This is a genomic window from Burkholderia sp. BCC0405 (genome assembly GCF_902833075.1).
Taxonomy (GTDB): Bacteria; Pseudomonadota; Gammaproteobacteria; order Burkholderiales; family Burkholderiaceae; genus Burkholderia.
The window spans coordinates 171479-185876 of record NZ_CADFEO010000011.1 but is presented as its reverse complement, the minus strand read 5'-3'; the positions used below and the strand labels follow the sequence as shown (position 1 = coordinate 185876).

The window sequence follows — 14398 nt, the reverse complement described above, 5'->3', positions numbered from 1 at the left end:
CCTTTCGCAATTGGTTATGCTGCGGGACGATTAAAAACGACGAGAGAACGCGCCGTTCCCGATGGAGTCGGCGCGCCGTTTCCGACATGAACTTGAAACGACAGGCGGGCCGGCCGGGCGGTGAGGGCGATCCGGCATCGCGGGCAGGCACGACCCGAAACGGCGTTCGGCGCACGCGCAGCATGAAGGGTGCGGCTGGCAGGCCCGGCTTCTGGCAGGCCACGGCCTTGCTGGCAAGCGCGGTCGTACTGTTCGGCGGCGCGGCCACGGCGGCGACCGCCGACGACGGCAGCACCGCCGTCGCGGCTTCGTCGGCCGCCACGCTTTTCACCCCGGCCCAGTCGGCCTGCACGCATGTGGCCGCCGCAGCGGCCTATCCGGTCGCCGCAAAACCCGAAGCCGCGCCACCGCTGAAAGGCCGCGTGACGGACACGACGGGCGTGCTCGGCACCGCCTGCGCATCCGAACTGACCGACCGCCTCGCTGCGCTCGAACGACAACTCGGCGTACAGGTCGCGATCCTGCTGGTCGGGTCGACCGGGCAAGCGACGATCGAACAGTTCGCGACCACCGTATTCGACCATTGGAAGCTCGGCAAGGCCGAAGTCGATAACGGGCTGCTGCTCGTCGCCGCGCTCAACGACCATACCGTGCGGATCGAAGTCGGCTACGGGCTCGAAGGCACGATTCCGGACATCGTCGCGGGCCGGATCATCCGCGAGCGGATCGTGCCGGCATTCCGCGAGAACCGTATTGAAGCCGGCATCAGCGATGCGGTGGATGCGTTGACGCGCCAAATGTTGCCGGCGGACGTCGCCACGCCGGAGCACGCGGCACCCACGGCAGCGCCCGGAGGGCGCGACGACGCATACGAAACGGAAGCGGCGGCCACGACCGGCGCCACGAACGCATCGCCCCGCGACGCACGGACCGGCGGCGAAAAGTACCAGCCGAACGGCCTGCCCGAGAGGAAACGCACGAACACGGGAGGCGTGCGCTTCTGGTTCCTGCTCGCGCTCGCCAACGTCGTGCTCGGCGTGGTCGCGCAGTGGCGCCGGCTGCGCCGCAGGGTGACGCTGCTGGCCGCCTGGCTCGTGGCGGCCGTCGTGCCGATCGTGATGCTGCCGGTCGGCGCGATCTTCAACGGCAGTCTCGAAGCGATGCTGGGCGCCGCGCTGTTCGTCCCGGCGGCGGCCGGTATCGCGCCGTGCCTGCTCGGCATCAAACTGTTTCTGTCGGCGCGCGTGCGCATATACACGGCGATCGTGGGCGGGACGCTGTTCATGATCATCGCGATCGGGCGCGAGATGGATTATTCGGTCGAGGAAGTGCTGTCCGGCATCTTCGGCGTGCTGTGCGTGCTCGCCGTGATCTGGGCGAAGCTGATGGGCATCGGTTCGTCTTCGTCGTCTTCCTCGTCCGGTTCCCGGTCACGCTCGAGCTCCGATACGTTCCGCGGCGACGGCGGTTCGAGCGGCGGCGGCGGCGCGTCGGGCCGCTGGTAGCCCCCTGCGCGCGGCTTGCCCGCGCACCCGATTCCTTTCACCTACCGCTCCACCCGGAGCGTTCAACCGGAAACAATCCACGATGAAATGGTTTCGAATCCTGCTCGTGTGCTGCGTGCTGGCTCCGCTCGCGGGGTGCGGCTACAACGCGATCCAGTCGTCCGACGAGGACATCAATGCCGCGTGGTCCGAAGTGCTGAACCAGTACCAGCGCCGCGCCGATCTCGTGCCGAACCTCGCGGCGTCGGTGAAGGGCTACGCGTTGCACGAGGCGCGCGTGCTGACCGAGGTGGCGTCGGCCCGTGCGCGCGTGGGCAGCGTGCAGATGACGCCGGAAATGGCGAAGGATCCGGCCGCGCTCGCGGCGTTCGACCAGCGGCAGGGCGAGCTGTCGGCGGCGCTGAGCCGGTTGATGGTGGTGTCCGAGCGCTACCCGGAGCTGAAGGCGAACGAAGCGTTTCGTGATCTGCAGACGCAGCTCGAGGGCACGGAAAACCGCATCGCGGTCGCGCGCGGCCGCTACATCAAGACGGTGCAGCACTACAACGTGCAGATCCGCCAGTTCCCGGGCGTCGTGATCGCGAGGATCTTCGGCTACCAGCCACGGCCGAATTTCGGCGTGGCGAACGCAGCGGCGATCTCGGTCGCGCCGACGCTCGATTTCTCCGCACAGCCGCAGCCGCCAAAGGCAAACGTGGCCGGCGAGTAACGCCGGCTCACGGTCTCACGCGCTCAGGGCTTGCGCTCGGCCGCCTTCGCGAAAGCGCCGCGCACCTCGAAGCCGATCGCATCGGCCACATTGCCGCGCGTATCGACGAGTTCGAGCCGGTGCCGGCCCGGCCACGGCATCCACGCGACGCGATCGGCATGCCCGATCACCTTGTCGTCGAGCCGCCACGCGAATTTCGAGGCGCGCCCGGCCGAGCGCTCGAACCAGATCCGCTGGTTCTTCGGCGGAATGTCCGGGTCGATCGCGAAGATCGTACCGTCGGTCGGCGCGCCGATCGTCAGCGGCGCGCGTGCGCCGTCCTTGCCTGGCGTGACGGGGGCGGCGAGCCGGATCGTGTCGAGCGCCGTTCCCGCGATGAACCACTCGTTGCGTGACGGTTCGATATCGCCTTCGAACGTGATGCGGCGCGTCTCGACGCCGGCCGGCGCGCGCGGTGCGCGGCTCGGCTGGTCGCGGTGCAGGTAGCCGACGACAGCCGACCATACCGGCGACGCACCCGTGACGCCCGACACGTCCCACATCGGCGAACCGTCCGCATTGCCGACCCACACGCCGACCGTATAGCGCGACGTGAAGCCGACGGTCCAGTTGTCGCGCATGTCCTTGCTCGTGCCGGTCTTGACCGCCGAGAAGAAGCGCGTCGCGAGCGGATTGTCGAAGCCGAACGTGCGCACGCGCGCGTTGTTGTCGGAGAGGATGTCGGCCACGACGAAGCTGGCCGCCTCGCTGAACACGCGCGTTCCGTCGGTGGCTTGCGCGGCGGCCGACGCGCCGGACGCCGGCGCGGGCACGGGCACGGGCATGTCGACGACCTTGCGGGCAACACCGCCGTTCGCGAGCGCGCGGTACGCGTTGGTGAGCGACAGCAGCGTGACGTCCGCACTGCCGAGCGCGAGGCTGAAGCCATAGTAGTCGCCTTCCTGCGCGAGCGGCAGGCCGAGCGCGGTCAGCGTGCGTGCGAAGCGGTGCGGCGTGACGAGCACGAGCGTACGCACGGCCGGCACGTTCAGCGAGCCGCCGAGCGCGCTGCGCACGCTCACCCAGCCCTTGAAATCCTTGTCGTAGTTCTGCGGAATGTACAGGCCGCCGCCGGCGGCGAGGTTGATCGGCGCATCGTCGAGCAGCGACGCGGCTGTCAGCCGTTTCTCGTCGATCGCCTGCGCATAGAGGAACGGCTTGAGCGTCGAGCCGGCCTGGCGCGGCGCGAGCACGGCATCGACGTCGCGCGCACTCGACAGCGCGCCCGACGATCCGACCCACGCGCGAATCTCGCCGGTCGCGTTGTCGATCACGACGACCGCGCCGTCCTGCACGTTGCGCCGGTGCGCGGGCGCGTTGAGTTCGGTCAGCGCGCGCATCAGCGTGTCGCGCGCGAAGCGCTGCAGCGGCGCATCGAGCGTCGTGCGCACCTGTGCGCCGGCCGTTGGCCGCACCTCGGCCGCGATGCGTCGCGCGAAGTGCGGGGCGAGGGCGGCGCCGTCGTCGCGCGCGGCGCTGGCCGGACGCGCGGTGACGAGCTGCACGTAACCGTCGAGCGACGCGCAGGCCTGCTCGGCATGCATGTCGCGCAGGATCCGGCATGCGCGCTCGGCGACTTTCGCGAGCGTCGCATTGGGCGCGCGCACGAGCGCGGCCGCGATCGCGGCTTCGCGGGCGTCGAGGCCCGACGGCGCCTTGCCGAACAGCACCTGCGACAGCGCGGCGAGGCCGATCGTCTCGCCGCGGAACGGCACGAGGTTCAGGTACGCCTCGAGCACCTGGTCCTTGCGCCAGCCGCGTTCGAGCAGCAGCGCGTTGACCGCCTGCGTCGCCTTCTGCGGCAGCGAGCGCTGGCCCGACCGGCGCGGCGAATCGCTGAGCAGTCCTGCGAGCTGCATCGTGACGGTCGATGCGCCGCGCGTGCGCTCGTTCCACAGGTTGCCCCATGCGGCGCCGGCGATGCCGCGCCAGTCGACGCCGCTGTGTTCATAAAAGCGCTTGTCTTCCGACACGACGATCGCCTCGCGAAACGCGGGCGACACATCGGCGAGCGACACCCAGTCGCCGCGCCGTTCGGCGAGGTCGACGCGGGTGCGCTGCAGCGGCGTGCCGTCGCGCGCGAGCAGCACCCAGTCGGAGCTGCGCCAGTTGCGGCGCACCGTGTCGTAGCTCGGCAGCGCATGCGCGACGAGCGGCGCGGCCAGCACGATGGCGACGAATACGCGGCCGGCGAAACGCGCCGGCCGCGGCAATACCGGATCGATCATCAATGTCTCGTTACTTGCCCGGTTCGGCCGGCTTCACGGTCATCGGCGGGTTCGGCCACAAGCCGTACACGGACGGCGCGTAGAGCGCCTCGACGCGCGTCGGCGGCAGCCCGAACGTGCCGACGTTGTTCAGCCGCACCGTGTACTCGACCGAGAATTTGCCCTTCGGCAGATAGTCGTAGTACGCGCGGTAGCCGTCGAAGTCGCGCTCGATGAACGCCGGCCATGCGCCGTCCGGCGTCTTCTCGCCTTGCGTCGCGGCTTCGGAGTCGCGGCCGAGGCCCGAACCGAGGATCGTCGAACCGGCCGGAACCGGATCGTTGACGACGACCCACGTCATGTCGCTCTGCGCATCGATGTCGAGATGCACGCGCACGACGTCGCCGCGCGTCAGCACGCCCTTGACGGCGGGCGATACGGGCGTGACGGTCTTCGTGATCCGGTAGCCGGCCGCGAACGGCGAACGCAGCGGCACCGCCGCGAGGCTTTCGATCGTGGCCCACGGGCGGCCCGTGCCGTCCTGTGTGACGGACAGCGTGGCCGGCGCCTGCGACGCGCGCGGCCACGGCAGCATCACGCTGCGGGCCGCGGCGGCGCGGGTGGCGGGCGTGGCCGACGCCGGCGTGTCGGCGGGCGCGGGTGCGGATGCCTGCGACCACGAGATCGTGCGCGCGTCGCCGCCGAGCGCGACCTTCGTCGCGCCGGCAACCGGCGTGCTCTCGTAGGTGCGCGAGAAGCGCTCGACCGCGAGCAGGCCGAGCGCGTTCGACGTCGTGGTCTGCCATGCGCCCTGGCGCTGCAGCGCGAGCAGGCCGGCCGTCACGCGCGGCATCTCGTCCTTCCACGCCGGGTCGCCCGCGAATTCCAGCGCGAGACGCGCCGCGTTGGTCTCGTTGCTGGTCATCAGCCACCACAGGTCGTCGTCGCGTGCGGTCGAGAACACGAGCTGCGTGCCCTGGTACGTGAGGCGTGCCCGCAGGATCTGTTCGACCTGTGCGCGCTTCTCGTCGCGTTGCGGGATGTCCTTCACGCGTGTCAGGATCGCGTGATAGTCGATCACCGCCGACGTCGGCCACTGGTTCGGCGCGATCTCGATCGAGCCGAGCATGCGGCCCTGCGCGGCGCCGTAGCGCGACAGCGCCTCGATCGCGGCCAGCTTGCGCAGGTCGCGATCCTGGCGCGGCGCCCACGTGTTGCGTTCGAGGCGGCCGTCGACGAAGCGCGCGAGCCCGGCCTCGAGCTGGGTTCGCAGGTCTTCCGGCAGCGCGAAGCGCGGGTCGAGACGGCTTGCCTCGTCGGACACCACGAGCAGGTACGACGACAGCGTCGCGCTGCCGGCATGCGAATCGTCGGACGACGGCGGGAAGTAGCTCGCGAGCCCGTCGCTGTCGAGATAGACGGGCATGCGTGCGATCAGCGCCTGCCATTGCGCGGGGTCGCGCAGGCCGATCGCGCGCGAGGTCTGCTGTTCGAGGCAGCGGTACGGATAGCGCTCGAACCAGCGTTTCACGCCGGGCAGCCCGTCGGCAAGCTTCGACTGCAGCGATACCGCGATGCCGCCGCGCGGCAGGCCTTGCGCGTTGTTCGCGGCGCCGGCAGGGGAGGCTACCGGCACCGTCAGCGTGCCGTCGACTTGCGCGAGCGTCGCCTGCTGCACGGTGACCGGCAGTGCGGGCACGACCTTCTGCGCGACTGCCAGCGCGTCGGATGCGCGCTTGCCGCCTTGCTCGGCCGCTTCGATTCGCCAGTTCAGCGCGCCGGCTGCGTCGAGCGCCTGCTCGGGCACGGTGATCGTCCACGCGACCTCGGTTGCCGTATTGGCCGCGAGCGATACGGTCTGCGGCGCGACATCGAGGCCCGTCACGCGCGGCGTCACGACGACCTGCATCGCGCGGTCGGTCGTGTTGCGCAGCGTGACCTGCGCGCGGAACGCGTCGCCTTCGCGCACGAGCGGCGGCAGGCCGGAGATCAACTGCAGATCCTGCGTGCTGCGGATCGACGTGCTGCCGGTGCCGAAGCGGTCGGGGCCGACCGCCGCGATCGCGACGATCCGGAAGCGCGTGAGCGCGTCGTTCAACGGCACCTCGACGGTCGCGCTGCCGTTCGCATCCAGCGCCACGCGCGGATTCCACAGCAGCAGCGTGTCGAACAGCTCGCGCGTCGGCGCGCTGCCGCCACCGCCGCCTGCCGGCACGGCCTTGCGGCCGAAGTGGCGGCGGCCCACGATCTCCATCTGCGCGGTGGCCGTCTCGACGCCGTACGCGCGCCGCCGCAGCATCGCGTCGAGCAGGTCCCAGCTGTTGTTCGGCATCAGTTCGAGCAGCGCCTCGTCGACGGCCGCGACCGCGATCTGCGTGCCGGCCGGCGCGGGCTGGCCGTTCGGCAGCGTGACCTTCACGTGCGCCTGCGCCTTGCTGCGCACCGTGTAGCGCGTCGCGTCGGTCGTCACGGTCACGCCGAGGCGGTGCACGCCCGTGCCGACCTTGATTTCGCCGAGACCGTAGCGGAACGCCGGCTTCGACAGGTCGACGAACGCGGTCGGCGCTTCATAGTGACGGCCTTCGCGCCAGAACGCGCGCGCCCATTCGACCGGCGCCTTCCAGCCCCACGTGAAGAACGAGTACCACGGCACTTCGCGAATCCGGCCGCGCAGCGCGAGCACCGACACGTAGACGTTCGGCCCCCACGATTCGCCAACCTTCAGGTCGACCGTCGGATTCTTGCCGTTCAGCTCGACGATGTGCGTTTCCATCACGCCGCCGCGCTCGACGGCGACCAGCGCGGTCGCGTAGCGGAACGGCATGCGCACCTGGAAGCGGGCGGTTTCGCCCGGTTCGTACGAGGTTTTCTCCGGGATCACGTCGATCCGGTCGGTGTTGTCGCCGCCGAACCAGAGTTCGTCTTCGCGCGTGACCCACACCGACGTCGATGCATTCGACGTGCGGCCGTCGCCATCCTTGGCGACCGCGATCAGCTGCACGTTGCCGGCCTGTTCGAGCGTCGCGTCGCAGGCCATGCGGCCCTTGTCGTCGGTCTTGCCCGAGCACAGCACGCCGAGGTCGCGCGTGTCGCTCTTGTTGTCGTATGCATAGAAGCCGCCGACCATCCGCTTGCGCGACGACGTCGTGATGTGCGCGACGCCCTTGATCTCGATCGGCACGGATGCGCGCGGCTTGCCTTGCAGGTCGACCGCCAGTGCCTGCACGGGCACGCGCTGGCCGACCGATACCCAGCGGCCCGCCTTGATGCCGGCCACGACCGCGGCCGGCCACAGGATCGTGTCGCCGCGAATCGTCTGCACTTCGCCGTTCGGGTCGGCGAACGTCGCTTCGAGCGCGATGCGCTTCGGTGCGTCGACGTCGGGCAGGCCCTTGAGCGTGACCGAGCCCGCACCGTTGCGGTCGAGCGTCAGCGGCAGCTTGTCGGCGATCAGCTTCGTTGCGTCGGGGTCGTTGTTCGAGGCCGACGCATTGTCGCCGTCCTGCGAATCGTCGTCGGCATTGCCGTCGCTCGTGTCGGGGCGATACGGCGTGAAGCTGAAATCCTCGAAGCGATCCGCGAACGGCGGCGACGCCCACTTCATCAGCGCCGACACCTGCACCGGCAGGTTCGACGCGCCGCCGCCCGACACGTAGTCGATCTGCACCGCGAGCGGCGCTTCCTTCACGGCGACGAGCGGGCTTTTCTGCGCGTCGCGTGCGCCGATCGACCCCTTCAGCACCGGCAGGCGGAATGCCTCGACGCGGAAGCTGCCGCTGTAATAGGTGGCGGTCGGCGCGTCCTCCGGGCCGCCTTCGAGTTCGACGCTGTATTCGCCGAGCTTGGCGGCGGCAGGCAGCGTGAACTGCGTGTCCGCGCTGTGGTCGGCCGCCCATGTGAGCGGCAGCTTGTAGGTCTGACCCGTGCCGAGATGGCGGATCGTCACGCGCGTCGGGTATTGCGAAGGGAACGCGAGGCTCTGCAGCGTTTCGGTGCGGATGAAATGCTTCATCGACACGGTTTCGCCCGCGCGCAGCAGCGTGCGGTCGAAGACCGTATGCGCGCGCACGGTCTGGGCGCTGTCGGTGTCCGTCGGCACGTTGAAGCGCCACGATTCGATCCCGCGGTTCCAGCCCGAGCTGACGAACGCCATGTCGGGGCCCGTCTTCGGATCGTTCACGCGGGCCGACACGAAGTAGTCGTCGAAGCGTTGCTCCGAATCGGACGAGCTGCATGCACGCTTCGATTCGAACGCGCCGTCGATCTTCAGCAGGCCCTGTGCGTCGGTCTTGCCGGACGCGATCTCGTCGCCATTGCAGTCCGACACGCGGATCTGCGCGTTCGGCACGGGCTTGCCCTTGTCGAGCGTCGTGACCCACACGAGGTTGTTTTCGCGGCCCTGTTTCAGGTGCACGGCGAGGTTGGTGACGAGCACCGTGGTGCGCACGTACATGCTCGACGGCTTCGCGAGCAGCGAGCGGCCGAGCGCGGGCGACGCGAGTTCGAGCACGTAGAAGCCGGGCTTGTCGATCGGCACGCCGACGACTTCGAACGGGCGCAGTGCCTTCGGGTCCGCCTTCGGCAGCGTCAGCGCCTGCACGCCGGGCTGGCCCTTGAGCAGCGTCAGCGAGCGCACGTCGATGCGGCGATCCTGCGGCGCGGGCGCTTTTTCGCCGGCTTCGCGCGGCACGTAGACGGGGTGCTGGCCCTTGCGTTCGAGCAGGCCGGGAATCTGGCTGTCGATCGAACCGGCCGTCATCGACCAGTTGTCGAAGCGGTCGACCGTGCGCATCCACTGGCGAATCGCGGTGTCGTCGTCGACCTTCAGGTTCGAGAACTGCGCGCCCCGGGTGTTGAAGCCGTCGATATGCAGGTCGGCCTCGACGTTGCGCAGCGTGACGGGCACGAGCGCGGGCGAATCGGGTTCGGCGAAGCGCTCGACGATCCCGAAGGTGCCCGACGAGAATTTCGCGAGCGGCGGCATCGGCGCGGTGCGCGTCGCGAGCGGGAACAGGTCGGCGTTGGACAGCGAGCGATCGGTCACGTCGCGCAGGCCCGACGGCAATTCGATCGTCAGGCCGGCCTGTTCGGGCAGCGGCGGGTTGAACGTGACGGTGGTGACTTCCTCGCTCTTGTCGTCGGCCGCGAAGGTCGGCGACAGCGAACCGTCGGGGCCGCGCAGCTTGATCGCCTCGGCGTTCTTGCGCGAGATCGGTGCGTTGAACGACAGCGTGAGCGGGCGCAGCGGCGTGCAGGGCGCCTTCGCATTCTCGCGTTCGCACGAGAAGCTCGCGGCGAACGGTGCGCGCACGGTGAAATCGAAGCGCCGTTCCGTTTCGTTCGGGATCCCGCTCGGGCTCGTGACGCCCTTGCCGTAGACGAGCTGCATCTTTGCGCTGGCCGGCAGCGCCTGTGCGCACGACAGCGTCAGCACGCGCGCGGCATCCTTCTTCAGGCCGAAGTGATCGAGCAGTGCGTTGCGCGCATCGTCGTCGGCGGCCGTGACGGGAATGCGGTTGCCGATGCCGGCTGCTTCGCACCAGATGTTTGCGAGCGCCGAGCGCGGTTCGGCCGGGCCGTTCAGCTTCAGCACGAACATCTGCCGTTCCTCGATCTCGCGCGAGCCGGGACGGACGTTCACCGGGAACGGGCCGCCCGTCTGGAACGTGAAGCGGCGCGGGCCGCTGGCCGCATTGCCGGCGACCGAGCGCAGCGTGTCGTTGAGTGCAACCGAGCAGCGCACGCCAGGAGGCAGGTCGTTTTCGAAATCGTAGACCCAGGTCTTGTCGTCGAGCCAGTGACCCTGGCCGCGCGCGGCCGTGGAATCGTTGCAGGTGACACGCGCGGGATTCGGCGCGGAAGCCGAGCCGAACGCGACCATCGGTTCGTCGAACTTGACGACGGCTTGCCTGACTTCGGTGACGGTGCCTTGCGGCGACACGCTCACCGTGCGCGCCGCGCCCGCATGCAGCGACAGCGCCGTGGCGCCGCCGAGCGCCGCGACGGCGCCAATGCGCCAGAGCAGCCGGGCGGTGTGGTCGGTTCGCGTTGCCTTGTTCTGTTTGTCGTGCTGCTTCATCGCTCGATTGCCCTCGGAGGGAAGCTTTCTGTTTGATTGCACGCGATTCTAACCGACCGACATGCGCCCGCATCGCGCCGCACGGTGTGGCGTCAGTGTGCGACATTGGCAGGCGTGCCGCAGATTTGTCGCGTCGACGACACAAAAATGCAGCGAAATGTCGATTGTCTCGGATTGCGGAACATTTAATGGACTATAAAAAGATTGTTCGATCCGCTTTGTGCGCGTACATTTCAGGTCCGCGCCAATGTTTGAGAAATATCAAGCGTGGTTTTCCCGAATCCGGTGTTCGAGAGAAGGAAACATGCACAACGACAACACTCCCCATTCGCGTCGCACTGGCGACGCAGCCGTAACAGGCATCACACGGCGTCAATGGCTGCAGGGCGCACTGGCGCTGACGGCGGCGGGCCTCACCGGCTCGCTGGCGTTGCGGGCCCTGGCCGACAATCCCGGCACCGCGCCGCTCGATACGTTCATGACGCTCTCCGAAGCATTGACAGGCAAGAAGGGGCTGAGCCGCGTGCTCGGCCAGCGCTTCCTGCAGGCCTTGCAGAAGGGCTCGTTCAAGACGGCCGACAGCCTGCCGCAACTCGCCGGCGCACTCGCGTCCGGTTCGCTGAATCCCGACCAGGAAGCACTCGCGCTGAAGATTCTTGAAGCGTGGTATCTCGGCATCGTCGACAACGCCGTGATTACCTACGAAGAAGCATTAATGTTCAGCGTCGTATCCGATACGCTCGTGATCCCGTCGTATTGCCCCAACAAACCCGGCTTCTGGGCCGAAAAACCGATCGAGAGGCAAGCCTGATGGCCGATACCGATACGCAAAAGGCCGACGTCGTCGTCGTCGGGTCGGGTGTCGCGGGCGCGATCGTTGCACACCAGCTCGCGATGGCGGGCAAGTCCGTGATCCTGCTGGAAGCCGGTCCGCGCATGCCGCGCTGGGAGATCGTCGAGCGCTTCCGCAACCAGGTCGACAAGACCGATTTCATGGCGCCGTATCCGTCGAGCGCATGGGCCCCGCATCCGGAATACGGCCCGCCGAACGACTACCTGATCCTGAAGGGCGAGCACAAGTTCAACTCGCAGTACATCCGCGCGGTGGGCGGCACGACGTGGCACTGGGCCGCGTCGGCATGGCGCTTCATCCCGAACGACTTCAAGATGAAGACCGTGTACGGTGTCGGCCGCGACTGGCCGATCCAGTACGACGACCTCGAGCATTACTATCAGCGCGCCGAGGAAGAACTCGGCGTGTGGGGCCCGGGCCCCGAGGAAGATCTTTACTCGCCGCGCAAGGAGCCGTACCCGATGCCGCCGCTGCCGTTGTCGTTCAACGAGCAGACGATCAAGAGCGCGCTCAACGGCTATGACCCGAAGTTCCACGTGGTGACCGAGCCGGTCGCGCGCAACAGCCGCCCGTACGACGGGCGGCCGACTTGTTGCGGAAACAACAATTGCATGCCGATCTGCCCGATCGGCGCGATGTACAACGGCATCGTGCACGTCGAGAAGGCCGAGCAGGCCGGTGCGAAGCTGATCGAGAACGCGGTCGTCTACAAGCTCGAGACCGGGCCGGACAAGCGCATCACCGCCGCGGTCTACAAGGACAAGACGGGCGCCGACCATCGCGTCGAAGGCAAGTACTTCGTGGTGGCCGCGAACGGCATCGAGACGCCGAAGATCCTGCTGATGTCCGCGAACCGCGATTTCCCGAACGGCGTCGCGAACAGCTCGGACATGGTCGGCCGCAATTTGATGGACCACCCGGGCACCGGCGTGTCGTTCTACGCGAACGAGAAGCTGTGGCCGGGTCGCGGCCCGCAGGAGATGACGTCGCTGATCGGTTTCCGCGACGGCCCGTTCCGCGCGACCGAAGCCGCGAAGAAGATCCACCTGTCGAACATGTCGCGCATCAACCAGGAAACGCAGAAGATCTTCAAGGGCGGCAAGCTGATGAAGCCCGAGGAGCTCGACGCGCAGATCCGCGACCGTTCCGCGCGCTACGTGCAGTTCGACTGCTTCCACGAAATCCTGCCGCAACCCGAGAACCGCATCGTGCCGAGCAAGACGGCCACCGACGCGATCGGCATCCCGCGCCCCGAGATCACGTATGCGATCGACGACTACGTGAAGCGCGGCGCCGTGCATACGCGCGAGGTCTACGCGACGGCCGCGAAGGTGCTGGGCGGCACCGAAGTCGTCTTCAACGACGAGTTCGCGCCGAACAACCACATCACGGGCGCGACGATCATGGGCGCGGACGCACGCGACTCGGTCGTCGACAAGGACTGCCGCACGTTCGACCATCCGAACCTGTTCATCTCGAGCAGCTCGACGATGCCGACCGTCGGCACGGTGAACGTGACGCTGACGATCGCGGCGCTTGCGCTGCGGATGTCGGACACGCTGAAGAAGGAAGTCTGACCGTGCGGAAATCTACTCTCACCTTCCTCCTCGCCGGCTGCCTCGCGCTGCCGGGTCTCGCACGCGCGGCCGACGCCGCCGATCCGGCGCTGGTCAAGCGCGGCGAATATCTCGCGGTCGCGGGCGACTGCATGGCGTGCCACACCGCGAAGGGCGGCAAGCCGTTCGCGGGCGGTCTCGGCATGCCGATCCCGATGCTCGGCAAGATCTACACGAGCAACATCACGCCCGATCCCGAGACGGGCATCGGCAACTGGTCGGCCGAGGACTTCGAGCGCGCGGTGCGCCACGGGGTGTCGAAGAACGGCGACAACCTGTATCCGGCGATGCCGTATGTGTCGTACGCGAAGATCAACGACGACGACGTACAGGCGCTGTACGCGTACTTCATGCACGGCGTCGAGCCGGTCAAGCAGGCGCCGCCGAAGAACGAGATCCCCGCGCTGCTGAGCATGCGCTGGCCGCTGAAGATCTGGAACTGGCTGTTCCTGAAGGACGGCGCGTACGAGCCGAAGCCGGCGCAGAGCGCCGAGTGGAACCGCGGCGCGTATCTCGTCCAGGGGCTTGCTCACTGCAGCACGTGCCACACGCCGCGCGGCATCGCGATGCAGGAGAAGTCGCTCGACGAGACGGGCGGCAGCTTCCTGTCGGGCTCGGTGCTCGCGGGCTGGGACGGCTACAACATCACGTCCGACGCCAACGCGGGGATCGGCGGCTGGACGCAGCAGCAGCTCGTCCAGTACCTGCGCACCGGCAGCGTGCCGGGTCTCGCGCAGGCGGCCGGCCCGATGGCCGAGGCGATCGAGCACAGCTTCTCGAAGATGACGGAAGCCGATATCGGCGCGATCTCGACGTACATTCGCACGGTGCCGGCAGTCGCCAGCGGCGATGCGAAGCAGTCCCGCTCGTCGTGGGGCAAGCCGGCCGAGGACGGGCTGACGCTGCGCGGCGTCGCGCTCGCGTCGTCGGGCATCGATCCGGCGCGGCTCTATCTCGGCAACTGCGCGACCTGCCACCAGATGCAGGGCAAGGGCACGCCGGACGGCTATTACCCGCCGCTGTTCCACAACTCGACGGTCGGCGCGCCGAATCCGGTCAACCTCGTGCAGGTGATCCTGAACGGCGTGCAGCGCAAGGCCGGTAGCGAGGACGTCGGGATGCCCGCGTTCCGCCACGAGCTGTCGGATGCGCAGATCGCCGCGCTGACGAACTACGTGACCGGGCAGTTCGGCAATCCGGCCGCGAAGGTGACCGAGCAGGACGTCGCGAAGCTGCGTTGACGCGGCGCGTGACGAAGCAGGGCAATAACTGACAAGAGGAGGAGCACAGCACATCGGGTCGTTGCCCGATGCCGGTTGTTGCAGAGCGGGGCGGGCGGCGCAGGCGGCCGCCCGTCCTGGTTCATTCGCAATCCGGTGCGCGGGGCGGG

General features: G+C 68.3%; 7 protein-coding genes. 5 read left to right on the top strand and 2 right to left on the bottom strand.

What is annotated here, in order from left to right; genetic code table 11:
• The first annotated feature begins 86 nt into the window (after positions 1-86).
• Positions 87-1505 carry a TPM domain-containing protein gene (locus tag HWX36_RS37250; RefSeq protein ID WP_175953973.1) on the top strand — a complete coding sequence of 473 codons (1419 nt, stop codon included), beginning with the start codon at positions 87-89 and terminating at the stop codon, positions 1503-1505.
• An 82-nt stretch (positions 1506-1587) separates the two neighbouring features.
• Complete coding sequence (locus HWX36_RS20100; protein WP_175953971.1) at positions 1588-2214, top strand: LemA family protein; 627 nt, start codon at positions 1588-1590, stop codon at positions 2212-2214.
• A gap of 23 nt (positions 2215-2237) precedes the next feature.
• Here HWX36_RS20100 and pbpC read toward each other — a convergent pair whose 3' ends face one another.
• Entirely contained in the window at positions 2238-4481 is a 2244-nt protein-coding gene (gene pbpC / locus HWX36_RS20095; RefSeq protein ID WP_175953969.1) for a penicillin-binding protein 1C, read from the bottom strand.
• A gap of 10 nt (positions 4482-4491) precedes the next feature.
• On the bottom strand, positions 4492-10539 hold the full coding sequence (locus tag HWX36_RS20090; protein WP_175953967.1) for an MG2 domain-containing protein: 6048 nt from the start codon (positions 10537-10539) through the stop codon (positions 4492-4494).
• Between the two features lie 304 nt (positions 10540-10843).
• On the opposite strand from HWX36_RS20090, the gene HWX36_RS20085 reads away from it, so the two are divergent.
• From HWX36_RS20085 to HWX36_RS20075, 3 genes are read left to right on the top strand one after another with little or no spacing between them, the layout of a single operon-like run.
• Positions 10844-11350: a sugar dehydrogenase complex small subunit gene (locus HWX36_RS20085; RefSeq protein ID WP_175953965.1), complete on the top strand. Its 507-nt coding sequence runs from the start codon at positions 10844-10846 to the stop codon at positions 11348-11350.
• Positions 11350-12969 carry a GMC family oxidoreductase gene (locus HWX36_RS20080; RefSeq protein WP_175953963.1) on the top strand — a complete coding sequence of 540 codons (1620 nt, stop codon included), beginning with the start codon at positions 11350-11352 and terminating at the stop codon, positions 12967-12969. Before HWX36_RS20085 ends, HWX36_RS20080 begins: the two co-directional genes overlap by 1 nt.
• Positions 12970-12971: 2 nt before the next feature.
• Positions 12972-14249 carry a cytochrome c gene (locus tag HWX36_RS20075; protein ID WP_175953961.1) on the top strand — a complete coding sequence of 426 codons (1278 nt, stop codon included), beginning with the start codon at positions 12972-12974 and terminating at the stop codon, positions 14247-14249.
• Positions 14250-14398 lie beyond the last annotated feature (149 nt).

Excerpts from the sequence above, each read along its gene's own strand:
- HWX36_RS37250 (WP_175953973.1), top strand. The coding sequence starts at position 87 with ATGAACTTGAAACGACAGGCGGGCCGGCCGGGCGGTGAGGGCGATCCG.
- HWX36_RS20100 (WP_175953971.1), top strand. The coding sequence starts at position 1,588 with ATGAAATGGTTTCGAATCCTGCTCGTGTGCTGCGTGCTGGCTCCGCTC.
- pbpC (WP_175953969.1), bottom strand. The coding sequence starts at position 4,481 with ATGATCGATCCGGTATTGCCGCGGCCGGCGCGTTTCGCCGGCCGCGTA.
- HWX36_RS20090 (WP_175953967.1), bottom strand. The coding sequence starts at position 10,539 with ATGAAGCAGCACGACAAACAGAACAAGGCAACGCGAACCGACCACACC.
- HWX36_RS20085 (WP_175953965.1), top strand. The coding sequence starts at position 10,844 with ATGCACAACGACAACACTCCCCATTCGCGTCGCACTGGCGACGCAGCC.
- HWX36_RS20080 (WP_175953963.1), top strand. The coding sequence starts at position 11,350 with ATGGCCGATACCGATACGCAAAAGGCCGACGTCGTCGTCGTCGGGTCG.